This is a genomic window from Citricoccus sp. I39-566, from assembly GCF_031432995.1.
In the GTDB taxonomy this organism is placed as follows: domain Bacteria; phylum Actinomycetota; class Actinomycetes; order Actinomycetales; family Micrococcaceae; genus Citricoccus; species Citricoccus nitrophenolicus_A.
Genome location: NZ_CP133842.1, coordinates 186,970 through 211,916 on the forward strand (window position 1 = coordinate 186,970; position 24,947 = coordinate 211,916).

Below are 24,947 nucleotides of genomic sequence, written 5' to 3' on the forward strand. Positions count from 1 at the left end.
TCCTCCTGGAGTGCTGGTCAGGCGTGTGGTGGCTGAGGGTCGGGTGGTAGTTGGTAGTCGAGGGCAGCGGCACGGAGGCGGGCGTCCGGCTCATCGATGGTCGGTGGCTCACCCAGAGCGGCGACCTCGGCGAGTGTGATGGGGTGGGCGACGGGCCGCTTGGCCACGGAGCGCAGTGATGCTTCGTCCGCTACACCGCCGACGGCCAGACAGGCCGTGGCGAAGCCGCACATCCGGCCTTGGCACCAGCCCATTCCCGCACGGGTCATGGACTTCATGGACCGGGCATCCGCGGCGCCGAGGTCATCCCGCGCGCCGGTGATCTCCCCGGCCGTGACCTCCTCACAGCGGCACACGATGGTGTCGTCCTCGAGCCATTCCTGCCAGCCGGCCGGCACCGGGTGGGCCTCGTGCATGGCGCGGGCGAAGGCCCGGTGAGTTCGCACGGTGCGGTCTTCCCGCCGGCGTCCCCGGCCGGCCCGTCCGCCCGCGGCGGCACCGGCGATCTCGCCCTCGGCGACGGCCAGCACAGCCCCTCCGACTCCGGTGATCTCCCCCGCCAGGTACAGGCCGGGCACGGAGGACTCTTGGCGTCCGTCCACGGTGCAGATGAGCGACCCGTCGGCGTCGGTGGTCGTGGCCGCTCCCAGCGAGACCGGGAGTTCGAGCTGCGGGGTGAATCCCCAGCCAAGGCCGACCGTGTCCACGCCCTCGATGGTGCGCTCCGTCCCGGGGAGGGGTTGCCCGGCGGCGTCGAGGCGCGCCGTCCGCACGGCCTCCACTCGGTCGGTCCCGAGGATCGCGATGACCGCCGTCCTCAGCCGGTACGGGATCCGGTGACGCACCAGGGCCGCGACGTACTCGGCGCCCTCCAGTCCCTTGGAGGGCAACCGGACCGCCGTGCCGAGCCGGGGCAGCCAGCCGGTCAAGTTGGTGGATTCGCACACGGCGCGCACCGTACCGCCAGCCTCGGCCACGGTGGCGGCGACGGGCAGCAGGAACGGCCCCGTGCCGGCGATGACCATGGACGTCCCTGGCAGGGTGCCGTTGGTCTTCAGGTACCCCTGGATGCCGCCTGCGGCCATGACCCCGGGCAGGTCCCAGCCGGGGACCGGCAATTGGCGGTCGTGTCCACCCGTGCACAGCACGAGCCGGCGGGTCCGGACGGTTGACGCTTCCGGCCGGGCGCCGACGTCATGGGCGGCATTGGTGCGCAGCACGAACCCGTCGCCTGCGGACCCGCCACCGGCGGGCCCGCCGTCGGCCTGGAGCATCCACACGTGGCGCCCCGGCAGGTAGGTGATTTGCCCGGAGGTGCGGCCGGCCTCGAAGCGCCGCCGCAACCGGAGGTAGGTCTTCCAGCCGTGGTGGCCGGCGCCATCGTAGGCGGGCTGGGCCTGCTCGTCCGGGTGGCGCCAGAACTGGCCCCCGGGCTGGTCGTTGCCGTCCACGCACACCACGGTCGCCCCTCGTTCAGCGGCGGCGCCGGCGGCGGCCAATCCGGCCGGTCCTGCCCCGACGACCGCCACGTCGTATACTGTCGCGGTCATGCGGTTCCCCCTCCGTGAGTGCCGAGGACGCCATCGGTGGCCCTCTCAGCACGGTTCGGGTCGTCGGTATCAGCCATGGCGCCCTCGATGGCCATGCCCTCGCGCACCGTGACCAGGCAGGCCCGCTGGTTCGGATGGCCGTCCACCTCCACGAGGCAGTCGAAGCACACCCCGATCCCGCAGAACAAACCGCGCGGACGGCCCTCGTGCCGGGTGCGCCGCCAGGAGTGGACACCCTCGGACATCAGGGCGGCGCCGACAGTGGTTCCAGCCGTGGCGGTGACGGGCCGGCCGTTGACGGTAATCTCCACCGCTGCGGCCCCCTGGTTCTGGTTCCGGGTGGTCTTCACTGAGCCTCCTCCGCGGTTGCGTGGGTCGATGGGCCTGCCTCGGCGGATCTGCTGAGGGTCCCGAAGCGATGCGGCGCGAAGGCCCCCAGGGGAATCTCCGGTTCACGGCCGGCCAGCGCCTGGGCCATGAGTTTGCCGGTGCCGGCGGACAGCCCGATGCCGGCACCCTCATGGCCGGCCGCGTGCCAGAGCCCAGGTGCCCGGTCGTCATGGCCGATCACGGGCAGGTGGTCCGGGCAGTAGGGGCGGAAGCCGTGGTAGTGCCGCAGCACCTTGGCCTGGTCCAGGAAGGGGAACAGCGCCACCGCATTGCGGGCGATCGTGGCCAGGGCCGGGACGGAGACGGTCCGGTCGAAACCGATCCGCTCGCGGCTGGAGCCGATGAGGATGGATCCGGCGGGGGTCCCCTCGATGACGGGAGAGGCCTGCAGACCGGCGTCCGAACTGCCCACGTTGTCCACGTATTCGGCAGCGTAGACCTTGTGGTGGACCATGGGCCGCATCGGCTCGGTCACCATGACGAACCCCCGCCGCGGCAGCACGGGCACTCTCACACCGGCCAGCTCGGCCACGGAGGAGGCCCACGTGCCGGCCGCATTGACCACGGCGCCGGCCGAGAAGTCGCCGACGCCGGTGCGCACCCCGGTGACCTTCTCGCCCTCGCGCAGCACACCGGTGACCTGCGCCCCGGTGACGACGCGAGCGCCGCGTCGGCGGGCCAGCCTCAATAGGTGCGCTGCCACGAGCATGGGCTGTACCTGGCTGTCCTCAGGATAGAAGGCGGCGCCGAGAGCATCCGGCGAGATGTGGGGTTCCAGGTCGCGTAGCTGGTCGATGGACAGATCCTGGGCGTCCACGCCGTAGCCGCGCTGGGTGTCCGTCAGCCGGTTCAGCGATTCCAGACTGGACGGCTTCGAGGCGACGATGATGCCGCCCTTGGACTCGAACTCCCACAGGTGGGCGTGCTCGGCCAGATCGTCGTTCCAGACGTCCAGGGAGTAGCGGGCCAGCTCAAGCTCGGGCCCGAGTTCCTTGTCCGAGATGAGGATATTGCCCTCACAGGCCGAGGAGGTGCCGTTGGCGGGCAGGTCCCGTTCCAGCACGGTGACTCCAAGGCCTTCCACAGTGGCGAAGTAGGCGATGGCGGCCCCGATGACGCCGCCGCCGATCACCACCACGTCACTGGTGGCGGTTCTGGTGTCAGCCATGGTGCACCTCCGCCTGGGGCGCCTGCCCCGCGGTCTCCTCGGGGGCCGGGGCTGGCCGGCGGTCCAGGCCCTCGTACACGGCCTCGGCCAGGACCAGGTCCTCCCAGGACATCCCGACGCCGGTGAACAGGCAGCAGGTCCCGGTCCGGCGCTGCAGGCGGCCGGCCACGAGGTCCTTGAGGTTGGGCAGGTCCATGGCCTGCCACTCCTCGGCGCTGCGGGCGGGGACGAGGTCCCCGCTTTCGCGCCAGGAGGAAGCGCGGCCCTCGACCACCACGTCGCTGCGCCGGACCAGGGTGGCGTCCACCTCGCGGGCTCCCAGGCCGTGCTGGCCCACCGAGGCGATGATCGCCCCGTCGCGCGGGAGGGCGCCGTCGAACAGAGGTCTGGACGAGGTGGTCACGCAGATGATGATGTCGGCGGCGGAGATTGCGGCAGCGACGTCATCGGTGACGCCGCCCGAGCCGGGTGGGCCGGCGTCGCTCGGTGCAGATCCCGTGGCGTCGGTGACGGGCTCGACCTCGATGCCCTCGGCCGCCAGCGTCCGGACGAGGGCCGCCCTGCGTTCCGGGGTGCGCCCGACCACCTGAAGGGTGGCCCGGGGGAACAGCGACCGGGCCGCGCGAAGGTGGTTGAGGCCCTGGACACCGGCTCCGAAGACCAGTATCCGCGGGGTGTTGCCCAGCTGGTCTCCCTCGGGGGCGGCGGCCGCGATGTGCTTGATGGCCGTCAGCGTGGTGGCCGGCGTGCGAATGGCAGTCAGGCTGGCCGCCTCCATGGTCGCCAGCGGGGCCAGCGTGTGGGCGTCGAACAGCACGTACACGCCCTGGATCTTCTCCCGGCCCCGCCCAGGATTCTGTGGGGCGATCGTGGCGACCTTGACGCCCGTGTAGCGAGGACCGCCTTCCGTGGGCATCAGGAGGAACTCCCCGTCCGGGGCTGGGCTGAACAGCCGCGGGCTGTCCCGCTCGGGGTCGACGGCTCCTGCTAGCCCGTCCTCGATGGCGCGCACGGCACGCTCGAAGGGCAGGATCCGGCGGATGGTGTCAGCGTCGATGTGGGGCAGGCTCACAGCAGGAATCCCTCCGGGAACGGGTCGGTCGGGTCGAGGAAGTACTGCGCGGTCCCGGTCAGCCAAGCGCGTCCGGTCACGGTGGGCACGACGGCGGGGCGGCCTCCCACGGTCGTCTCGCCGACCAGCCGGCCGATGAAGCGGGAGCCGATGTAGGACTCGTTGATGAAGTCGGTGTCCAGGGCGAGTTCGCCGCGGTCGTGCAACTGGGCCATGCGCGCGCTCGTGCCGGTGCCGCAGGGAGAGCGGTCGAACCAGCCCGGGTGGATGGCCATCGCGTGCCGGGAGTGTCCGGCGGAGGAGCCGGGCGCTGTGAGGTACACGTGGTGGCAGCCGCGAATGTCCTCACGTTCCAGGTGCACGGGCTCGTCGGTCCGGTTGATGGCGTCCATGATGGCCAGACCGGCCCGCAGCAGGTCATCCTTCCGGCCCCGTTCGAAGGGCAGTCCCAACTCCTCCAGGTCCACGACGGCATAGAAGTTGCCACCGAAGGCCATGTCGTAGCCGACGGCGCCGAAGCCGGCGACCTCCACGGTGGCGTCGAGGCGGTCGACGTAGGAGGGGACGTTCTGGATGGTCACGGAGGCGGCCCGGCCGTCCTCGACGGCAACGTCCGCGATGACGAGGCCGGCCGGGGTGTCCAGACGGAGGCGGGTGACCGGCTCGACGACCTCGACCATGCCGGTCTCCACCAGCACGGTGGCCACGCCGATAGTCCCGTGGCCGCACATCGGCAGGAGGCCGGAGACCTCGATGAAGAGGACCCCGTAATCGGCGTCGTCCCGCGTGGGCGGCTGAAGGATCGCCCCGCTCATGGAGGCGTGGCCGCGGGGCTCGGTCATCAGCAGCGTGCGGATGCCGTCGAGGTGTTCCATGAAGTACAGCCGGCGTTCGGCCATGGTAGATCCGGGGATGGTCCCGATCCCGCCGGTGATGACCCGGGTGGGCATGCCTTCGGTATGGGAGTCCACGGCGTGGAATATACGGCTGGTCCTCATGCTGGAGCCTCTCGTGGTTGCTCGTGATTGCTCGTGGTTGCTGCGGCGGCCGGCGGTGTGCTCCACCGGGGTGGTGCGGTCCACGTTTTGTGCGATGTCACATCACATATTCCGGGGTCAGCCCCGCGGCCTCTCGCCGGCCACCCAGCGGTAGGTGCCGGGCTTGCTGACCGTGTTCCCGGGACCGGTCTCCACGGTGTCGCCAGCCTGTTCCCAGAATTCGGCGCCGGTGATGCCCAGCTCGCTCGGGACGAAGACGGGGTCCAGGCCGGCCTTGCGCTGACGGTCGTAGTCGCGGATGACCTTATAGACCACCGGGGACAGCAGCAGGATGCAGATCATGTTGATCCAGCCCAGCGTGGCGTAGCCGATGTCGCCGGTGGTCCACATGGCCGCCGCGGACTGCACGGATCCGAAGAAAGTGATGCCGAGCATGCCCACCTTCAGGACCAGGTTGGCCACGAAGCCCGGCTCACGCCCCATCAGGAACACCAGATTGGTGTGGGCGATGTAGTAGAACGCCACCAGCGTGGTGAAGGCGAAGAAGAACAACGCGACCGCCACGAAACCTGGGCCGAAACCGGGCAGGACCGAGTTCACGGCCTCTTGCGTGTAGGCGGATCCCGCCTCGATCCCGTCAAGGTTGTTGACCACGACGTCGCCGTTTTCGCGGAACACGTTGTAGGAGCCGGTCATCACGATCATGATGCCGGTGGCGAAGCAGACCACCACGGTGTCGATGAAGATGGATAAGGACTGCACCAGGCCCTGCTTGGCCGGGTGGCTGACGGAGGCGGCGGCAGATCCGTAGGTGCCCTCCCCCACGCCGGCCACATTGGAGAACACGGCGCGGCGCACGCCCCAGGCGACGGCATAACCGGCCATGCCGGCGAAGACCTCGTTGGCGCCAAAGGCGCTGGAGATGATCAAACCCAAGGTGGGCAGGATCTCGGCGTAGTTGATGACAACGATGACCAGGGCCACCAGGATGTAGCCGACGGCCATGATCGGCACCATGAACTGGGCGGCATGGACGATGCGGCGGGTGCCGCCCAGGATCACGAATCCGAGCATGCCGGTGACGATGATCGCGGAGACCCAGACGGGCAGGCCGAAGGCATGCTCGAGGCTGCCGGCGATGTTGTTGGACTGCACGCCCGGGAACAGAAAGCCGTAGCCAACCATGGTCAGGATGGCCAGCACCGCGGCCAGCCACTTGATGCGCAGGCCGTACTTGACGTAGAAGGGCATGCCGCCACGGTGCTCGCCGTTCACGCGGCGCTTGAACACCTGAGCCAGGGAGGACTCCGCGAAGGAGCTGGCCGAGCCGAGAAGGGCGCAGACCACCATCCACAGCAGGGCACCGGGGCCACCGGCGGCAATGGCCGTCCCGACGCCCGCGATGTTGCCGACGCCGACCCGGGAGGAGATCGTCAGCAGCAGGGCCTGGAGCGGGGAGATACCGTCCGCCTCGGCCTTGGGCTTGAAAATCTGCTTCATGGTCTCGCCGATGAGCCGGAACTGCGCCCCGCGGGTAAGGACGGTGAAGAAGAGTCCCACGGCGAGCGCAAAGTACGCCATGGGATTCCAGAGGTTGTCGCTGATGGAAATCAGAAGTTCCATGGGGTCCTCGGGGATAGTGGTCGTGGATGACGTCGCGCCTCACCGAGTGATGCGGCTCACGCGTAGTGCAATATTACATATCACATGCTCTGAAGCAAAGAGGTTCTAGGAGGTTTTACCTGGGCTTAACAGAGTGGGTACACCGCAAGCCGGGAGAGCTCACAAAACAGACCTCCAGGCTGGTCGTCCAGCACCGGGGGACAATCACCGCCATTCGGGGTTCCCAGCGGGCGCGATCAGGCCGGGAGGTCAGCCATCCGACTCGAGATGACTGTCCGCCCACTCCTTGCGGACATGGCCGATGTGCTCCCGGGTCAGCGATTCCAGGGAATCCGCCCGAGCGGCGGCACCGAGGTCGACCATGCGGATGTGCTCCTCCGCCAGGACGGACAACGCACCGGACTCCTTCAGCTTTTCCAGACCGAACAGCCGCGAGCGGGTGCGCAGGTCCCGGACGAGGTCCACGAGCTGGACGTTGCCGTGCACGGCCAGGAACTCGACGTGGAACTCCGTATCCGCGGCAATGTAGGCCAGCAGATCACCATCCCGGGCGTAGTCGACGATCCGGTGGGCCAACGGACGCAAGGCCTCGATAGCCGCGGCGATCCCCGGGTCCACGGCTGACCGCGCGGCAGCGGCCATCCCGGGCGGCTCCAGGAACAGCCGGACCTCCGCCAGATCGTCCAGCTCGGCCGAGCTCAGGCGACGGACACGGAAGCCCTTGTTGCGGACCACCTCAAAATGGCCTTCGGTGACCAGGTCCAGCAACGCCTCGCGCACCGGGGTGGCGGAGACGCCGAACTGCTCGGCCAGGCGTGGAGCCGAGTAGAGCTCACCGGGCTGCATGGTGCCGGTGACGAGGGCGGCGCGAATGGACGCGGCCACGTCTTCTCGCAGGTTGGTTCGACCATCGAAGCGCGGCAGGTTCAGCCCGGGGGCGTTCGTCACGTCGTTACCCTTCGTCGTCGCGGCATACCCGCTCCACTGTAGTCCGGCACCGGCAGCCACCAGGGCGACGACGGGCGGCAGCCGGCGGCGAGCGGCACGAACCGCACCTCACCCCCAGCCCGCACGCCGCCTGCGGTACCGATCAGCGCACGCCGGCGTCGATCAGTTTCTGGGTCTCCGCGCGCACGATGGCCTCGTGCTCGGCGGACAACGGACGGCGCGGCGGGCGGCTGGCCCCGCCGTTGCGCCCGATCATGTCCTGGCCGAGCTTGATGGCCTGGACGAACTCGGTCTTGGAGTCCCAGCGCAGCACGGGGTGCAGTTTGCGGTACAGCGGCAGGGCGGTCTCCAGGTCGCCGGCCAGAGAGGCCTGGTACAGCTTGATGGTGTCCTGCGGGAAGACCTGCGGATAGCCGGAGACCCATCCCTTGGCACCGGCCAGGCCGACTTCGAGCACGGTGTCGTCGGTGCCGATCATCAGGTCCAGCTCGGGGGCCAGCTCGGCGACCTCGTAGCAGCGGCGGACGTCGCCGGAGAACTCCTTGACGCCCACGACCAGACCCTCCTTGCTGAGCTTGGCCAGGATCTGCGGGGTCAGGTCCACCTTGGTGTCGATCGGGTTGTTGTAGGCGGTCACCGGCAGTCCCACGGAGGCGATCAGCTCGAAGTGCTCCAGTATGGAGCGCTCGTCCGCGCGGTAGGCGTTCGGCGGAAGGGCCATGACGGCCTGGGCGCCCAGGTCCTTGGCGACCTGGGCGTGGCGCTTTGACTCCAGGCCCGAGTAGGCACCGACGCCGGGCATGACGGTGAACCCCTCCGGGGCACAGGCCACCGCGGTCTCCACCACCTTGTCGCGCTCCTCGAAGGACAGGGTCTGGTACTCGCCCAGCGAACCGTTCGGGGCGACGCCGTCGCAGCCCTGCCGGGCCAGCCAGGCCACGTTCTCGCCGAAAGCGGCGTAGTCCACGGACAGGTCCTCCTTGAACTGCAGGCTGGTCGCCACCAGGACTCCGTGCCAGGGCTTGCGATCGGTCATGTTTTCCTCCTGAAAGTCGGGGGCGCTTCCGCGCCGATGCTCAGTACAATATTACATAGCACTACTTCCGGCAACCCCCGTTTGTACGGTCGGTCACCCATGAACCACGCCGTTCTACGCGCCCACGCGCTGGTAGCGCACCGGTTCCACTCCCACGAGCCGCCCTCCCAGATAGACCTGTCGATCCGCGTCGGGATCCCACAACACGGCCGGTGACTGACGGAGGTCCCCACCGAGTAGGACCGCGTCCGCACGCAGGCCGGGGCCGATCCGTCCGCGGTCAGTCAAACCGAGGATCCGCGCATTGGTGGCCGTCGCACTGCGCAGCGCGGCGGCCAGACCGAGCACCTCAACGTGGATGCGCAGCCCGGCCAGTTGCTCGTCGTCGAGGTCGCCCATGAGATCGGAACCGAACCCCACGCTCACGCCGGCATCGTGGGCCTTGCGTGCCGCCTCACGACCCTTGTCCAACACGACGGCGTTCTTCTGCCGGGCGTCCTCCGTCATCCCGATCTGCTCCCCGCGTCGGCCCATCGCATCGTAGGCAATCAGGGTGGGCACCAGTGCCGTTCCCTGCTTGACCATGAGCTTGATGGTTTCGTCGTCAATGAGGTTGCCGTGCTCTATGCAGCGGATGCCGGATCGCACCGCCCGCTGGACCGCATCCGCCGTGTAGGCGTGGGCCGTGACGTAGCTGCCGAAACGCTCCGCTTCCTCGGCTGCGGCCTCGAGCTCGGGCAGGGAGTACTGCGGAGCTCGCAACGGGTCGGCATGGGAGGCGACGCCGCCAGAGGCCATGACCTTGATGGCGTGGGCACCACTGCGCAGCCGTTCGCGAACCACGCGGCGGATGTTGTCCGCACCGTCCACAACTTCCCCCATGTGGTGGTGGTGGGCGCAGGCCTCGACGCCGGGGGTGCGGCCGTCCCCGTGGCCGCCGGTTTGGCTCAGCGCCGGGCCGGTGAACAGGTAGTCCGGCCCTTCGACCACGCCGCGCTGCAGGGCCTGCTGCAGGCCGAGGTCTCCGCCGGCGACGTCCCGAACCGTGGTGAAGCCGCGGTACAGCGCCTCGCGGAGTTTTCGGGATGCCTGCAGCGCGACGAAGCTCGTGGGCGAGGAGTCGATGCCGAAGCCGTCGAACTCGGAGGCGTAGGCGTGCAGGTGCGCGTCGATCAGTCCGGGGATGAGCGTGCGCCCGGTCCCGTCGATCACGGTGCCTTCAGTTTCGGTCACGCCGGTGGCATCGACGCTGTCCCCGATCGATTCGATGAGTCCTCTGGCGAAGACCACGGTTTCGATTTCGCCCTCTGGGCGGTCGGCGTCCATGACCAGGACGTTGGTGATGATGGTGCGGTTGCTCACGGAGTGGTCTCCTCGGTGGTCTCGTGGCCGGCGATCCACGCGTCGATGCTGTCTTGGAGGGTGGCGAGGGGCACGCAGCCCCGGGCCAGGATCTGGTCGTGGAATTCGGGCAGCCAGAAGTCCGCACCCAGTGCCGACTCGGCCTCGGCCCGCAGCCGCTCGATCGTCGCCTGCCCGAGTGCGTAGGAGGGCGCCTGCCCTGGCCAGGCTATGTAACGGTCCACCTCGGTGGTGACCTCGTGTTCACCGATAGCGGTGTGGTCATACAGGTACTGAATGGCCTGTTCCCGGGTCCACCCGAGCGCGTGCAGGCCCGGGTCGATCACCATCCGCACGGCCCGCCACATCTGGAAGGACAGCATGCCGAGCAGCTCGAAGTCGGTGCGGTACATGCCCATCTCCACGCCGAGACGCTCGCAGTACAGGGCCCACCCTTCGCCGTAGGAAGAGATGTAGGATTTCTTACGGAACTCGGGTAGCTCGGGGTTCTCCAGGGCGAGGGACACCTGGAAGGTGTGGCCCGGTGCCGCCTCGTGCAGCGTCAGGGCGGGCAGCGAGTACAGCGGACGCTGGTCCAGGGGGTAGGTGTTCAGGGTGTAGAGGCCCAGGCCGCCCCGTCCGAACGTGTAATAGGGGGCCAGATCGGGGGCCGGCTCGGCGATGCGGAACCGCGTGCGCGGCACGGTGCCGAAGTACTGGTGCACCACCCCGTCGAACATCTTCGCCTCCCACGCCGCCTCGTTGAGTAGATCCTGGGGCGTGCGGGCGTAGAACTGCGGAGCCGATCGCATGAAGGCGAACAGGGCCTGGAGGTCCTCGCCGTAGCCGACCCGGCGGGAGATGGTCCGCATCTCCTCCAGGATGCCCTCGACGGCGGCCAGGCCCCTTTCATGGATGTCCTCGGCTTCGATCTCCAGGGCGCAATGCCGGTAGACCTGCTTGTTGTAGTAGTCCCTGCCGTAGCGCTCGACACTGGAGATCTGTTCGGGCAGGCCGGGCAGGTATTCCCCGGTCAGGAATGCCTGGAGGTCGCGGAAGGCGGGGATGACTCCGTCTTCCACGAGCCCGTCGGCCTGATTCTGGCGGCTGAGAACCTGCTCCTGCCCCAGCCAAGCGGGAAGGCTGCGCAGCACGGCGCGGTAGGGATTACCGGGTTCGTCTTCCGCGACCGTGCGGACGATGGCGTCCCGGCCGGCCATCGAGATCCGGGCAGGCCCGAACCCGCGCTGCAGGCCGTTGCGCATGTTCTCCACAACCTGTGCGAGGTAGCGGGGGATGTCCGCCAGCTGCTGCAGGTAGGCATCGGCATCCTCCAGGGTGTTGATGGGGGTGCGGGCCCGGTCGAGGAGTTCACCCCACGGCGAGCTGTCCGAGGTGGCGGGTGCCTCGTATTCGCGCAGTTCCGCCATCTGCACGGTGGTGCGGGATTGGTACTCGAGCACGTCCAGGCTTTCCCGGCCGCGGGTGGACAACGACCCGGAGCGCAGCTCCTCAATCTCGCGGAGCACTGCCGTCGCCTCGTCCGCGCGGCGCTGGTACGCGGCGGCGCCAACGTCGGGCAGGCCGGCGGCCACGTGCTCGTCGACCCACGCTTCCTCGGCACCGCCGAAGTCCACCAGCCTGCGTTCCCAGACGCGCCTGGTGAGCACGTCGATCTTCTCATCGGTTGCGGTCGAACGGACGTCGACGGTCATGGGACTCCTTCGGGTCAGATGTTCCAGTCAGCGGGATAGGCCGGGACGGCCTTGAGAAGTTCCTGGGTGTAGCGCTCCCGGGGGGCGTCCAGAATCTGGTCGGCTGGCCCCGATTCAACGAGCCGTCCGGACTGCATGACGGCCACGTGGGTCGCGATCAGCCGGACCACCGCGAGGTCGTGGGTGATGAACAGGTAGCCCAGCCCGTAGTCGGCCTGCAGGTCGACCAGCAGCTGCAGCACCTCGGCCTGCACGGAGACATCGAGAGCGGACACGGCCTCGTCGCAGATGATGAGCCGGGGGCGGCATGCCAGGGCCCGGGCGATTCCGATGCGCTGGGCCTGCCCGCCGGAGAACTGCGAGGGCAGCCGGTCCACATGGTCGGGATTGACGCCGACCCGGTCCAGCAGGTCCTGGGCGAAGGTCCGCAGGTCCTTCCGGATGCGGGTGCCCTGGTACCGCAGTGGCGCGGTGACGATCTGCTCCACGGTGTGCCGGGGGTTGAGGCTGGAGAACGGGTCCTGGAACACGAATTGGATCTCCCGGCGCAGCAGCTGCACGGCTTCCGGTGTCACCGCCTGGCCGTCGAAGACGACCTCTCCGGCCGTCGGCTCCATCAGCAGCCCGCACATCCGGGCCAGGGTGGACTTGCCCGATCCGGATTCCCCGACGACGGCGAGGGTGGAGGCGGCTGGCACCCCGACGCTCACGTCGTCGACCGCAACGAGGGTGGACTTGCGCAGGCCCCGCGAGGTCACGAACTCCTTGCGCATGGAACGTGCTTCGAGCAGCAGGTCCGGCCCGGCTGGATCAGCGGTGGTCATGTCCGGCTCCTTCCCAGGGATCGCGCTTCCCGGACCCGTCGGCATGCTGCAGGGTGGCCGGCAGTCGGGCGTCGGTCATGCGGGGTGTTGCGTCGATGAGCTTGCGGGTGTAGGCCGAGGTCGGGCCCACGAAGACGTCCCGGGTGCGCCCCTGTTCCTGGACGGAACCGTTCTGCAGTACCACGACCTCCTTCGTCATGGTGGACACGACCGCCAGGTCGTGGGTGATGAAGACCAGCCCTGCCCCCGTCTCGGCCTGCAGCGTCCGGATCAGGTCGAGGACGCGCGCCTGCACGGTGACGTCCAACGCCGTCGTCGGCTCATCCGCAATGAGCAGGTCCGGTTGGCATACGAGGGCCATGGCGATCATGATGCGCTGGCGCATGCCGCCGGAGAACTGGTGGGGAAACTGGTTCACCGTGTCCTTGACCCGCGGGATGCCCACCCGTTCCATGGCCTCGCAGGTCAGTTCGAAAGCCTCCTTGCGGGTGGCCGTGTTGTGGGCCAGATATGCCTCCATGACCTGGTCCCCGACCGTGAAGTAGGGATTCAGGCTGGACAAGGGGTCCTGGAATATCATGGCGATTCTGTCGCCACGGATGGGCCGCATCACTGATTCGCGGGCGTGGATGAGATCCGTTCCGTCGAAGGTGATGGAACCGTCGATGCGCGAGCCCTTCGGGAGCAGGCCCATGATCGCCAGCGACGTCATGGACTTGCCCGAGCCGGACTCCCCCACGAGCCCCACGGATCCGCCGCGGGCCACGTCAAAAGAGACGCCGTGGGTAATTTCGGTGAGCGTCTTGGTGCTGGAGGGAACCTGGATACTGACATCGCGTAGGGACAGCAGGGGTTCCTCGGCCTCGGGAGCACCAGTGCTTCCTGCGGGACGGACTCCGCCGTTCGGGACTCGGGTGGTCATCGCGATTCCCCCGTCCGGACACGTGGGTCGAGGACGGAATACAGAAGGTCGATCACCAGGTTGGCGATCACCACGAAGGCGGCGGCCACCAGGGTGAATCCCATGATGACGGGCTGGTCGTTGGTGCTGATGGCGTCTCTGGCCATTTTGCCGATGCCGTTGAGACCGAACACCGTTTCCGTGATGAGGGCGCCTCCGAGCAGCGCCGCGAAGTCCATGCCGGTCAGCGTGACCAGGGGGGTCAGCGCAGGGCGAAGGGCGTGTTTGCCGATGACGACCCGTTGGGACAACCCCTTCGCTCGGGCGGTGCGGACGTAGTTCTCGCTCATGGTCTCGATCACGTTGGCCCTGGTGATGCGCGTGTACATGGCCGCATACATCATGGCCAGCACGATCCAGGCCAGAAGATAGGAGTTGAACCACAGGCTTGGACTCTGTCCGAAGGCGACGTTCTGCGGGAACGGCAGGACGCCCAGCTGCACCACGAAGATGTACTGCAGCAACAGGGCTACGAAGTAGTTCGGCAGGGCGATGCCGACCAGGGCTCCGAGCCGGATGGTTCCGTCCAGCCAGGTGTGTCGCCGCAGGGCGGCGACGATGCCCAGGAGCACCCCGGAGACCAGCCACAGGATGCAGGCACCGATCGCCAGCGTCAACGTGGTGGGGAACCGGTTGACGAGCATCGTGGTGACCTGTTGGCCGGTCTGGAAGGAATAGCCCAGGCAGGGCGCGACGCACTCGATCACGGAGGTGCCGCTCTCCATGCTGCGGCCCACGAAGAGCCCCGCGATGAATGTCCAGAGCTGTTCGGGGAATGGCCTGTCCACGCCGAGCTGCACACGGATCGTCTCGATCCGTTCCGGCGTGCAGGTCTGCCCGCAGATCTGCACCGCCGGGTCCGGGGAGAGCCAGAAGAAGATGGCGTAGGTGAAGACCGTGACCAGGAACAGGGTGATCACTGCCAGCCCGAGGCGCCGGAGGATGATGACGGCCTTCATTGTTCGATCACCCGGCCCAGCCGCCGCTCGTACTCGTCGCCGACAATCATGCAGGCGAGGATCGTCATGGACAGGAAGATGCCGGGAACGATGAAGAAGTGCGGTGCTGTGGAGAACCACGGAACGGCCGAGTAGATCATCTGGCCCCAGGACGGATCGGGCGGACGGACGCCGACGCCCAGGAAACTCAGCCCCGCCTCGGTGGCGATGTAGTTCGGGATCATCAGGGTGACCATGACGATGATCGAGCCGGACACATTGGGCAGCACCTCCTGGAAGATGATGTGCCGGTTTCGCCCACCGGATGCGGTGGCCGCCTCCACGTACTCCCGGTTCTTCACGGACAGCACCTGGCCGCGCACCACCCGGGCGATCTGCGGCCAACCGAAGAAGCTGAGCACCACGACCAGCATGACCATGCGGTCCACCTGGGGCACCGCCGAGAGGATGGCGATCATGAAGATCAGAGCCGGAAACGCCATCACGAAATCCATGAGCCGGGATATCAACTGGTCCAAGCGTCCGCCCACATAGCCGGCCAGCACCCCGAGCACCACCCCGATGGTGGCGGTGAGCAGGGTGGCGATGCCAGCGATCGACAGGGAGAGCCGCGCCCCGTAGAGCACCCGGGCGAAGAGGTCCCGCCCGTTCAGCGGTTCCACTCCGAAGGGATGATCCGCGGACACGCCGCCGAACGGGCCCAGCGGGATGCCGCCGAGGGCCGGATCGATGGTGTTCTCGTTGAAGCTGTACGGGTCCACTCCCACCCAGCTGGTGATCAGCGGCGCGAAGATCGCGGCCAACACCAGCAGGACGAGGTAGATGCTCGCGATGATCGTGACCGGCGTCGAGAACAGGGCCTTGCGGAACTCCTGGACCAGACGTGGTGGTTTGCGCGGTTTCCTGCCGGGGCGGCCCAAGGCAGGTGTGGCCCCGGTGGACAGTGTGCTCACGTGGTGTGCCTGTGCCGGGTCAGTCGACGGTCTTCAGCCCGAGGCCGATGTAATCGACGTAGCCCGTGGTGGTGGGGTTGGAATAGGCGCCGGCCACGTTCGGGCCGACCACCTGCAGCGGAGTGTCACGGACCAGCGGGACGACGGGAGCCTGCTCCATGATGGCACGGTTGATGTCGTTGTAGGCGGCCTGCTGCTCTTCCAGGTCAGTCATGACCGCAGCCGCGTCGAGGGCCCCGTTGATCTCCGGGTCGTCGATCTGGGCCAAGTTGTAGTTGCCCGTGTCATAGATGCGCTCACCGTGGAACAGCGGGGACAGCAGCGGATCCCCGTTCAGCCAAGGGGAGCACCAGCCGGTGATCGCGATGTCGTTCTGCTGGGCAGGTGTGCCGATGACCTGGTAGTACGTGGAGCCGTCGATGACGTTGAGTGTCACGTCAATCCCGATCTCATTGAGCGAGTCCTGCACGGCCTCGGCCTGGGCCTGCCACTTCGGCAGCCCGCGCACATCCATGGTGACCTCTAAGCCGTCCGGGTAGCCGGCCTCGGCCAGAAGTTCCTGGGCGCGTTCCTGATCCCCCGCGCTGTCCGGGGTCTCGTAGAGGTCGAACTCCTCCCAGCCCGGAACGGACGGCAACAACATCTCGCTGGCCAATGAAGTCAGGTCCGGGCCGCCGGTTGCGGTGACCACGCTCTGCTTGTCCACGGCGTAGTTGATGGCCTGGCGGACCTTGAGGTCATCCAGCGGTTCCTTGGTCACGTTCATTCCCAGATAGGTGGTGCAGTTGGGGATATCACTGACGGTTCGGTTCTTGATCGTCTCGTCCTGGGTCTGGGCCAGGTTCGCCGGGGACAGGGAGGTGGCGGAGACGGCGTTGGCATCCTGTCCCTGACCGGAGATCAGCCGCTGGTCGATGGTGGCCGGGTCCAGTCCCATTTCGAAGACGAAGGAGTCCGGGTAGGCCGGGCGCACGTCATCCGTGGCTTCGTCCCAGTTCTCGTTGCGGACCAGCGTGAGGTTGGCACCGCGGTTGTACGACTCCACCCGATAGGGACCGGAGGCGATCGGGTCTTCGTCCAGTTGCGTGGTGGTCTCCACGGAGTCCTTCGGGAACGGCGTGAACATCTGCATCGCCGCAATCTCTGGGAAGTTGACAGTCGGCTGATTGAGGGTGATGCGCAGTTCCTTGTCCCCCAGCACCTCGATGCTGTCCAGGCCCTCGGGCTGCTCGTAGACGCCCTGGTAATCCATGGCGTCCTTGATGTACTGGATGTGGAAGTCGCTGCCCACGCGCAGGGCGGGGTCCATGGACCGCTCCAGGGCGTATTTGAAGTCGGCGGCCGTGATCTCGGTGCCGTCCTCGTACTTGATGCCGTCCTTCAGCTTGAAGGTCCACTGGGTGTAGTCCTCATTGGGCGTCCCGGTGTCCTCGGCCAGGTCCGGCACCACCGTGGCCTCGGTTTCCCCGGGCTTGACCTCGTAGGCCGTGAGCTGCCGGTAGATCAGCCGGTAAAAGTTGTTGACGCCGCCGTCGTTGCCCATGGCCGGGTCCAGGTGGGAGAAATCGGTCGGGTTGAGGATGCGGACGGTGCCGCCCTTGACGGGATCGCCCGTATAGACGGCGAATCCCGCCTCGTTCACACTCGCGTTGGCCCCCTCTGACGGTTGCGGCTCGCCGCCGCCTCCACAGGCGGTCAACGCCAGCAAGGCTGCGGTACCGAGACTGATGGCCGAGATGCGAGTGCTCTTCATGATGTCTCCCATGGTCTACAGGGTCCGGGGATTGTGGTGCTGCGATGACGAGGATCCGAAGCGACCCCGTGTGGCATATCACACGTTATGCTCTACAGGTGAGGGGGTCAATCCCCTCCGGCGTTCACCCGATAGTTTTTACGCACCGGGAATTTCAGGGAATCGATCAACCATTTTTCGCGTCCCTGTGACCCCACACCACCAAGGAGACCCCGTGGCACGCCAGCACATCGACGCCGTGGACTACCACGCCGCCGGCGAACCGTTCCGAATCGTGCACGCCGGCCGCGGCGCCGTCCCGGACCTGCCCGGAGCCACCGTGGCCGACCGACGGGAAGCCGCCCAGGCCCCCGGAGCGGAGATCGACCGGTTCCGCCGGCTGCTGGTCCGAGAGCCGCGCGGGCACCGCGACATGTACGGCGGATTCATCGTGCCGCCCAACCCGGTGCAGGATGGCGATGCCGCCGCCGAGTTCGGCGTCGTGTTCTGGCACCAGGACGGCTATTCGACGGCCTGCGGGCACGGCACCATGGCGCTAGGGGCCTGGGCGGTGGAGACCGGGCTGGTCCCGGCACCGGCCGGCGGCAACGGCGCCGTCACTGTTCGGATCGACGTCCCCTCCGGCCGGGTAGAGGCCCTGGTCAGGGTCCTGGACGGTGGAGTCGCCGACGTGGAGTTCGTCAACGTCCCGTCGTTCAGCCTGCAGCTGGACGTCACCGTTGCCACGTCCCGCGGGGAGGTCACCGCCGACCTGTCGTGGGGCGGGGCGGTCTACGCCGAGGTCCATGCCGCGGATCTCGGGCTCGGCATCATCCCGGACCACTACGCGGAGCTGGTGGCCATCGGACGGGAGATCAAGTGGGCGCTCAACGACCATCCGGCGGCCCGGTGCGCCTATAACGAGCGGTTCTCCGGGGTCTACGGCACCATCCTGTTTGACCGTTCCGGAGGCGATCCGCTGCACCAGCGCAACCTCGTTGTCTTCGCAGACGGGCAGGCTGACCGCTCACCCTGCGGCTCGGGCATGGCTGCCCGCTGTGCCACCCTGTCCACACGCGGCCTGCTGCGCCCGGGACAGACCCTGCGCCACGACTCCATCATCGGCACGACGTTCACCGCCACCACCGAGGAGCTCCCCGACGGAGTCCGGCCCCACATCGTCGGGCGGTCCACGCACACGGCGACCACAACCTTCGTGGTGGACGATCGCGATGAACTACCGGAGGGCCTGGCACTCCGGTAACCGGCCGGCGTCGTGTGCCATACGACCCGGTCCGAAAACCTCAGACAACCACCTCCGGCGCGGCCCAGTCCTGCACGGCGCGCCCGATGTGTGCGAAGGCGGCGAACACGGCGTTGCGGCCGGGGACCCCGTCCGGCAGGGCCGTGGGAATGGTCTCGGCGTAGACGGCCACGGCGGCCAGCGGATGCCCCTCCGCCCCGAGGGCGAGCCCCACCTGGGACAGCGAGCGCAGGCCGCGCCCGTTCTTCTCGGCGAACGCGATGCGGGTGGTGGCGGCGCCGAGGCGCGGGGTGTGGATGCCGCGCATCAGGTCGATCACGCGCCGGCAGTCCGCGGGGGTGAGCTGGAGCCGGGCCGCGGCCTCGAGGGCGCCCGGCCCGCCGGCTCCGCGGCCGATCATCGCGAGCAGCCGGGCCTGGTCCGCGGCGGTGGTGACGGTGAGGCCGTCGACGGGGTGGTGCCAGTCCAGTCCGCCGGTGCGGGGAAAGGCCTCGCGGTGCAGAGTGGAGCGCATCCCGGCCCAGGCGCAGTAGTCGTTGACGAACTGCAGCGCGTCCTGCGGCAGGTCCGTCACGGCGGCATCGATGGCCTCGAAGACCAACTGGGTGCAGATGTTGTCCGAGGTGCACATCATCTGCACGAGGCAGTCGTCCAGTGTCAGTTCGAGCCCCGGGGCGAGGTAGCGCAGGATCCCGGCCTGCACGCCCTCACGGTGCTCCGCGGTGACTCTCAGCCGCTGCGCCGGGTCCAGCCGCCCGGCGCGGGCCAGGGCCAGGGCGGCGCACAGGACGCTGACCTTGCGCGTGGAGAAGGAGGGGGCCACCGTCTCGGCGCCGCGGGTGATGCGGCCCGATGCGCCGGCCATCACTCCCCCGGCCGCCACACTCCCGGCCGACCCCGGCGCCCCGGCCGGGGCGATCGGCTCCACGGCGTAGTGCAGGGCGAACGGGACGGCCTCGGCCAGGGCCTCCAGGCGGCGGCCCAGCAGCTCCATCTCCTCCAACGCAGCGGTGTCCACGAGCCGACCCTACGTCAGGGCCGGCCCGTGGACCGCCACCGCGCGGCGCCGTCGGAGCGGGAGGCTACCGCCCGCACTCCCCTGCAGTCCCGTCCGGCCCGGTACCGACGCCGGCACCCACCGCCGTCGGCCCGTCCGCCGTGGCGTCTGCCGTGGCCTCCGGTCCGGTCCCCGGACCGGTGACCGGGCCGGCATCGGGCCCCTGGCCGGGACCCCCACCGGAGCCGCCAGCGCCCCCGGGACCCCCGGTGCCACCGGCAGCGTCGGCGGCCTTCTGCCGGCGGTGCCGGTGGTGCTGCAGGCCGCTGACCGCCAGGGCGAGGACCAGCACGGAGTACAGGATGATGGTCACGGGGCTGGAGACCAGGATGGACGCATCGCCCTCGGCCACGGTCAGGGCGCGGCGCAGCTCCGTCTCGGCCAGCGGGCCCAGCACCACGGCGATCAGCACGGGGGCCAGCGGGAACTGGTACCGGCGCATCACGAAGCCCAGCAGACCGATCGCCAGCAGCACCCACAGGTCCAGGGTCGCGGAGCTGATGGCGTACACGCCCAGCATAGACAGCACCGTGATGCCGGCATAGAGGTAGTGGCGCGGGATGAGCAGCAGCTTGGCCCACAGCACCGCGAACTGCATGTTCAGGATGACCAGGACCACCAGGCCGATGAACAGGGAGGCCAGCAGCGTCCAGACCAGCTCGCCGCTGCGCTCGAACAGCAGCGGCCCGGGCTGCATGCCGTACTGCTGGAAGGCGGCCAGCATGATGGCCGCGGTGGCGGAGGTCGGCAGGCCGAGGGCGAGCAGGGCGCCCATCGCGGTGCCGGCGGTCGCGTTGCCGGCGGCCTCGGGGGCGGCCACGCCCTTGATGGAGCCCGTGGAGCCGAACTCGGTGTCCCCGCGGCGCTTGGCCAGCCGCTTCTCCGTGCCATAGGCAAGGAAGGTCGGCACGTCCACCCCGGGCAGTCGCTCCTCGGAGGAAACGGCGAGGGCGCGGAGGTTGCCGGCCTCGATCTGGTCCGCCACCTCGTTGTGGCCGGACATCCCCGCCACCGTGGTGCCGGAGAGCATGGAGGTCAGCGCCTCGCCGCCGCCGGAGTAGGCGATGTAGTTGGTCTGGGCCGGATCGATCCCGACCTTCTCCGCCACGAGCCCCGTGAGCAGGTGGTCGATGGAGCCCAGGGAGCCGCCGGAGATGGACGTGCCGCCCGGATCCAGAGCTTTGCGCTGGTCAGTCCACACTCTTCAGGACTGGGTGGATCCGGGTGAAACATCTTCGGCGTGTCGCCCGGCGTGGCGTTTTCCCGCGCGGGGTTTCGCCGGTAGTGTCCTGCCCGATGCCCGCTCTGGGCAGACCCGGAATCCCCTCATTTGGAGGACATCATGTCCACTCCGCTGTCATTCTCCCTGCCCGAAACCACGTCCGTGGCCGGCGCCTCGGCGACCACCGAACAGGTCACCTTCTGGACCGTCCTGAGCGTCGTCTCCGCCGCCGCGGCTGCCGGCATCCTCGAGGTCGTCCTCCACCTCGCCGGGTAGGATCCACTCCCCCTCACGGGGGCGCCGGGTCAGAACTCCCGCACGTAGAACAGCATGCGGTAGTCCTCGCCCGGTTGGATGTTCGTGAACCCGTGGCGCTCGTAGAAGCGCCGGGTGTCGCCGTCGACCTCGTCCACGGTGAGGTGCATCTCCTCGCACCCCCGGGCCCGCACACGCTCGACTGAGTCCAGCAGCAGCTCCGTGCCGATGCCCCGGTCCCGCAGCCCCGGCCGCACGTACAGCTCCTCGAGCTGTGCCAGCGGCCCGTCGCTGTACGGGGTCGGGCGCAGGGTGAGCAGGGCGAGACCGGTCGGCGCCGTGGTGCCGCCCGCGAGCAGCACCAGCACGTCCTCGCGCGCCAGGAGCCTGCTGAAGCGCGCCGCGAACTCGTCCGCGCCGGGCGTGGGTGAGCCGAACTCGGTGTTGAAGTCGAAGAGCAGTTGACCCACGACGCCGGCCTGGCCGGGTTCCGCGCGCATCGTCACCATGGGGCCATGGTCGCCCGGGCACATGCCGGGTGACCATGGGCTGCCGCCGCAGGGCACGTCATCTACCTGACATGGCCGGATGCCGTGGTGGCCTCTGCTTATCATGGCCGCGGGGGAGCCCCTTCCGCGGCTCCAGTGCGCCCGGGTCCCGGCGGATCCGACCAACCAGCAGGGAATACGGCATGACGCAGCAGGGCCAGTCCGAGTCGCTCCCGGGGCGTGAGACGGAGTTGCACCGGCTGCAGGCCGTCCTGGACCGCGCGGGTGCCGGCGTCCCCCAGTTCGTGGCCGTCGAGGGCCCTCCCGGCATCGGCAAGTCCACCCTCGTGGACACCTTCCTGGCGCGCCAGTCCGCCGCGCACCATGTCGTCGAGCTGTCCCCCACGGACACCGGGACCCCGGGGGCGCTGGTCCAGCGGCTGCTGTCCACCGTGACCGGCCGCCGTTCCGCGGCATGGCCCACCTCGGTGGAGGAGGGCGTGCAGTCGGTCTTCGATGCCCTCCAGGGCCTCGAGTCAGCGGCCGGCGGGTCCACCACCATCCTGGTGGCCGAGGACCTCCAGTGGGCCGACGACTTCTCGGCCGAGGTCCTGTGGCGCTGCACGCAAGCCCTGACCTCGGGTGCCTTCCTCGTCATCCTGACCTACCGGCCTCACCACAGCGGATTGGCGGACGGCATCGAGCGCCTCCTGGCCTCGGGGCGCCGCGGGGCGCTGGTGCCGTTGGGTCCGCTGGGCGTGGCGGACTGCCGGCAGGTACTGCGGGACCGACTGGGCATCCCCGTCTCCGAGGACTCGGCGGGCCGGGTCCACTCCGGGACAGGCGGCGTCCCCCTGCTCGTGGACCTGGTGGTCAGCTGGCTGGACAGCGCACCCCCGGGCCATCGCCGGCTGCAGGAGGCCCTGTCCTCGCTGGACACCGGCCAGGAGGCGCCGGAGCGGTTGTTCACCCAGGCCCTCGAGTCCTCCCGAGAGTCCCTGTGCCCGCACGTGCGGGACACCGCCGACGTGCTGGCCGTGGCCGGGGACCCGCTGCACATCGTGCAGCTGAGCGGCGTCCTGGTGGAGCTGGGCTACCCCGGACTGCCGGACCATGGCCTCCTGGACTCCGACCAGGTGCGGATCGACCACACCTCGGGCACCGTGGGGTGGTCCCACCCGCACCTCGCGACACTCGTGGCGGGTCAGCTGCCGGCGGAGCGCCGGGCGGCGCTGCACCGCGTCCTCGGCCAGGTGCTGCACGGGGCCATGGCGCTCGAGCACCGGGTCCAGGCCGAGCGGCTCGCGCCGGATCCGGCGGAGACCCCGTTGCTGGCCGGCACGCTGATGCAACACGGTGGCGCGGCGCTCGGGCGCGGTGACGGGGCCGAGGCGTTCGGCCACTTCCACCAGGCCCTGCGCCTGACCGGCGATCCCGGCGCCCTGGTCCTGGCCCTGCGGGCCACGGTGCTGGCCCGCAGCCCCGACCTCGTCCTCGAGCTGCGGGACGTCCTGGCCCGGATGCCGCAGAGCCGGGCCACGTCCGCGGCGCGGGCCTGGGACCTGCTGGCCTCGGAAGACCTCGAGGGGGCCGTGGACCAGATCCGGCAGGGGCTGCTCCTGCCGGAGGAGGACCCCCACCACGCCGGACTGCTGCTGCTCGGCCACGCCCTGGCCGCCGCGGGGCGGACCGCCTACGCCACGGCACGGTTCGGTGCGGCCGGCAGCGTCATGGACGCGTTGCTGGCAGAGCTGGTGCCCGTCCGCCAGGGCTTCGAGGCCGCGGCCCTCCGGGAGCCGCAGGCGATGCGCCTGGTCAGCGAGGCCCGCTCCGTGGAGGCCCTGCTCGCTCTCTGGTCCGGGCTGCGCCACGGCGACCGGAACCGGGTGGGCGAGTTCACCGAGCGGATGATGATGCTGCTGAAGGTGCTCGCCGCTGTCCCGGGCACCGATGCCGTCCGGAGCGCGATCTCCTCCGTGGTCGGCTCACGCCTGCGGGCCCAGGGCGAGATCGCGGCCGCCTGCCGGGTCCTGGACGCCATAGCCCAGGCCGAGCCGGGTCCCCGGGAGCAGCGGGTGTTCCTGGAGACCACCTGGAGCCAGGTCGCGTTCCACGAGGGCGGGTGGGACCGGGCCCTGGAGCATGCCACCCGGGCCGTGGACCAGTGCCTGATGCTGCCGGCCGATTCCGGGGTCCGCTCCGCCTACGCCACGGCGGCCCTGGTGCCGCTGGCCCGCGGCGAGCAGGAGGCCGCCCGCCAGTTGCTGCGGCGGGCGGACGACGGCGGCGCCTCCGGTGAGGTGGTCGCGTGCGCCGTGGCGTACGCCCGGGCCCTCGGGGCCGTCTTCGCCGGGGGCCATCGGGAGGCCGTGCGGCAGTTCCAGTTGATCGAGGCCACCCGGGTCGGCTGGACCACCGCCGGCTTCACCACGGTCTGCCTCTACGCCCGCTCCCTGGCGGAGCTCGGCCTGACCGAACGCCTGCAGTCCCTCGCGGAGCACTCCACAGAGGGCATGGACTCCGCCCCGGACGGCGTGCTCCGCGCCGTGGAGTCGGCGGTCCTCGGGGCGCTGCACCGCTCCCGGTCCCGGCCGGACACGGCCCGCGGGCACCTGGAGGCCGCCGTGGCCGCCCTGGACGCCGAGCCCGTCCCGTATGCGGCGGGCATCGGCCCGGACGTGCTGCCCGGGGGTGGCCATGCCCTCACCCGGGCCTTCCTGGCCCTGGACGTGGCCAGCCTGGACGGCTCCAGCGGGCGGTGGGCGCGGGAGGCGGCGGACTTCTTCCTCCGCTGTGGCGCCCTGCCGCTCCACCGGCAGGCCGAGTCGCTGGCCGCCGCCACGGTGGACACCGGTCCCGGGGAAGCCGCCGGGCCGGCCGCCGCAGACACCGGAGCGCAGGGTCAGGGGGCGGAGGGTCAGGGGACGGAGCGCACGCCGGAGCCGGTCTCGGCCGGCGCACAGGCGGCGTTCCGGATGATGGCCCAGCTGTCCACCCGGGAGCGGCAGATCGCGGTGGAGGTGGCCGGCGGCAAGAGTAATCGGGAGATCGCCACCGACCTGTTCCTGAGCGTGCGCACTGTGGAGTACCACGTGGGCACCTGCCTCACGAGGCTCGGGATGGGCAGCCGGGTGGAGCTGCGCGAGGCCCTGCGGCCCGCCACCCTCACCCTGCTGGTCCCGGCGCTCCCCGAGCACCCCGCCGAGGGACCGTCACAGGGCTGATTTCCCACAGCGCCGCAGACGGGTAAAATCAGGGGCAGACTTCCGGTGCCGCTCCGCATCGACACGAGCCACCGCTCAACGTGAGCCGTTCGCAACGCCAGCTCCATCCCTGATTGAAAGCGTGACCTTTTGACCACTTCTGCCCGAAACTCCTCGAAGAACACCTC

The 24,947-nt window shown here is 69.3% G+C and carries 20 protein-coding genes and 1 pseudogene; 3 read left to right on the plus strand and 18 right to left on the minus strand.

The window, feature by feature from the left end; genetic code table 11:
- Window positions 1-17: 17 nt before the first annotated feature.
- From RE421_RS00865 to RE421_RS00935, 15 genes are all read right to left on the minus strand, one after another.
- Window positions 18-1,550, minus strand: coding sequence for a (2Fe-2S)-binding protein (locus RE421_RS00865; protein ID WP_309812787.1), 1,533 nt, complete (start codon window positions 1,548-1,550; stop codon window positions 18-20).
- Window positions 1,547-1,900 (minus strand): (2Fe-2S)-binding protein, encoded by a 354-nt coding sequence (locus tag RE421_RS00870; protein WP_309812790.1) that lies wholly within the window; start codon window positions 1,898-1,900, stop codon window positions 1,547-1,549. The genes RE421_RS00865 and RE421_RS00870 overlap by 4 nt, the downstream gene beginning before the upstream one ends.
- Window positions 1,897-3,108 carry an FAD-binding oxidoreductase gene (locus tag RE421_RS00875; protein WP_309812795.1) on the minus strand — a complete coding sequence of 404 codons (1,212 nt, stop codon included), beginning with the start codon at window positions 3,106-3,108 and terminating at the stop codon, window positions 1,897-1,899. Before RE421_RS00875 ends, RE421_RS00870 begins: the two co-directional genes overlap by 4 nt.
- Window positions 3,101-4,180: an ornithine cyclodeaminase family protein gene (locus RE421_RS00880; RefSeq protein ID WP_309812798.1), complete on the minus strand. Its 1,080-nt coding sequence runs from the start codon at window positions 4,178-4,180 to the stop codon at window positions 3,101-3,103. Before RE421_RS00880 ends, RE421_RS00875 begins: the two co-directional genes overlap by 8 nt.
- Window positions 4,177-5,178 carry a proline racemase family protein gene (locus RE421_RS00885; protein ID WP_309812801.1) on the minus strand — a complete coding sequence of 334 codons (1,002 nt, stop codon included), beginning with the start codon at window positions 5,176-5,178 and terminating at the stop codon, window positions 4,177-4,179. The genes RE421_RS00880 and RE421_RS00885 overlap by 4 nt, the downstream gene beginning before the upstream one ends.
- A 117-nt stretch (window positions 5,179-5,295) precedes the next feature.
- On the minus strand, window positions 5,296-6,801 hold the full coding sequence (locus tag RE421_RS00890; RefSeq protein ID WP_309812804.1) for an alanine/glycine:cation symporter family protein: 1,506 nt from the start codon (window positions 6,799-6,801) through the stop codon (window positions 5,296-5,298).
- Window positions 6,802-7,050: 249 nt separating this feature from the next.
- Window positions 7,051-7,749: a GntR family transcriptional regulator gene (locus RE421_RS00895; RefSeq protein ID WP_309812807.1), complete on the minus strand. Its 699-nt coding sequence runs from the start codon at window positions 7,747-7,749 to the stop codon at window positions 7,051-7,053.
- A 142-nt stretch (window positions 7,750-7,891) separates the two neighbouring features.
- Window positions 7,892-8,785, minus strand: coding sequence for a dihydrodipicolinate synthase family protein (locus RE421_RS00900; RefSeq protein WP_309812810.1), 894 nt, complete (start codon window positions 8,783-8,785; stop codon window positions 7,892-7,894).
- Between the two features lie 114 nt (window positions 8,786-8,899).
- Window positions 8,900-10,147, minus strand: a complete 1,248-nt coding sequence (locus RE421_RS00905) for an amidohydrolase family protein (RefSeq protein ID WP_309812813.1) — start codon at window positions 10,145-10,147, stop codon at window positions 8,900-8,902.
- Window positions 10,144-11,841, minus strand: coding sequence for a DUF885 domain-containing protein (locus RE421_RS00910; protein ID WP_309812816.1), 1,698 nt, complete (start codon window positions 11,839-11,841; stop codon window positions 10,144-10,146). Before RE421_RS00910 ends, RE421_RS00905 begins: the two co-directional genes overlap by 4 nt.
- Before the next feature lie 14 nt (window positions 11,842-11,855).
- On the minus strand, window positions 11,856-12,665 hold the full coding sequence (locus RE421_RS00915) for an ATP-binding cassette domain-containing protein (RefSeq protein ID WP_309812819.1): 810 nt from the start codon (window positions 12,663-12,665) through the stop codon (window positions 11,856-11,858).
- Window positions 12,652-13,587, minus strand: a complete 936-nt coding sequence (locus tag RE421_RS00920) for an ABC transporter ATP-binding protein (RefSeq protein ID WP_309812823.1) — start codon at window positions 13,585-13,587, stop codon at window positions 12,652-12,654. The genes RE421_RS00915 and RE421_RS00920 overlap by 14 nt, the downstream gene beginning before the upstream one ends.
- On the minus strand, window positions 13,584-14,585 hold the full coding sequence (locus tag RE421_RS00925; RefSeq protein WP_309812826.1) for an ABC transporter permease: 1,002 nt from the start codon (window positions 14,583-14,585) through the stop codon (window positions 13,584-13,586). Before RE421_RS00925 ends, RE421_RS00920 begins: the two co-directional genes overlap by 4 nt.
- Window positions 14,582-15,538, minus strand: coding sequence for an ABC transporter permease (locus RE421_RS00930; protein ID WP_309812829.1), 957 nt, complete (start codon window positions 15,536-15,538; stop codon window positions 14,582-14,584). The genes RE421_RS00925 and RE421_RS00930 overlap by 4 nt, the downstream gene beginning before the upstream one ends.
- Before the next feature lie 19 nt (window positions 15,539-15,557).
- A complete protein-coding gene (locus tag RE421_RS00935; RefSeq protein ID WP_309812832.1) occupies window positions 15,558-17,291 on the minus strand; it encodes an ABC transporter substrate-binding protein in 1,734 nt (577 codons plus the stop codon).
- Window positions 17,292-17,505: 214 nt separating this feature from the next.
- Here RE421_RS00935 and RE421_RS00940 point away from each other — a divergent pair, with 214 nt between their 5' ends.
- On the plus strand, window positions 17,506-18,534 hold the full coding sequence (locus RE421_RS00940) for a proline racemase family protein (RefSeq protein WP_309812835.1): 1,029 nt from the start codon (window positions 17,506-17,508) through the stop codon (window positions 18,532-18,534).
- A 40-nt stretch (window positions 18,535-18,574) separates the two neighbouring features.
- Here RE421_RS00940 and RE421_RS00945 read toward each other — a convergent pair whose 3' ends face one another.
- Together RE421_RS00945 and RE421_RS00950 are read right to left on the minus strand one after the other, a co-directional pair.
- Window positions 18,575-19,552 (minus strand): serine hydrolase, encoded by a 978-nt coding sequence (locus tag RE421_RS00945; RefSeq protein ID WP_309812838.1) that lies wholly within the window; start codon window positions 19,550-19,552, stop codon window positions 18,575-18,577.
- A 265-nt stretch (window positions 19,553-19,817) separates the two neighbouring features.
- A pseudogene (locus RE421_RS00950) lies at window positions 19,818-20,510 on the minus strand (tripartite tricarboxylate transporter permease); the annotation flags it as partial.
- A gap of 423 nt (window positions 20,511-20,933) precedes the next feature.
- On the opposite strand from RE421_RS00950, the gene RE421_RS00955 reads away from it, so the two are divergent.
- Window positions 20,934-21,089 carry a hypothetical protein gene (locus RE421_RS00955; RefSeq protein ID WP_309812841.1) on the plus strand — a complete coding sequence of 52 codons (156 nt, stop codon included), beginning with the start codon at window positions 20,934-20,936 and terminating at the stop codon, window positions 21,087-21,089.
- A 29-nt stretch (window positions 21,090-21,118) separates the two neighbouring features.
- Here the strand turns inward: RE421_RS00955 and RE421_RS00960 are convergent, their stop codons facing one another.
- Entirely contained in the window at window positions 21,119-21,577 is a 459-nt protein-coding gene (locus RE421_RS00960) for a GNAT family N-acetyltransferase (RefSeq protein WP_309812844.1), read from the minus strand.
- 182 nt (window positions 21,578-21,759) lie between these two features.
- Between RE421_RS00960 and RE421_RS00965 the strand changes: the two genes are divergently transcribed.
- Window positions 21,760-24,780, plus strand: a complete 3,021-nt coding sequence (locus tag RE421_RS00965; RefSeq protein WP_309812847.1) for an AAA family ATPase — start codon at window positions 21,760-21,762, stop codon at window positions 24,778-24,780.
- The last annotated feature ends 167 nt before the right edge of the window (window positions 24,781-24,947 follow it).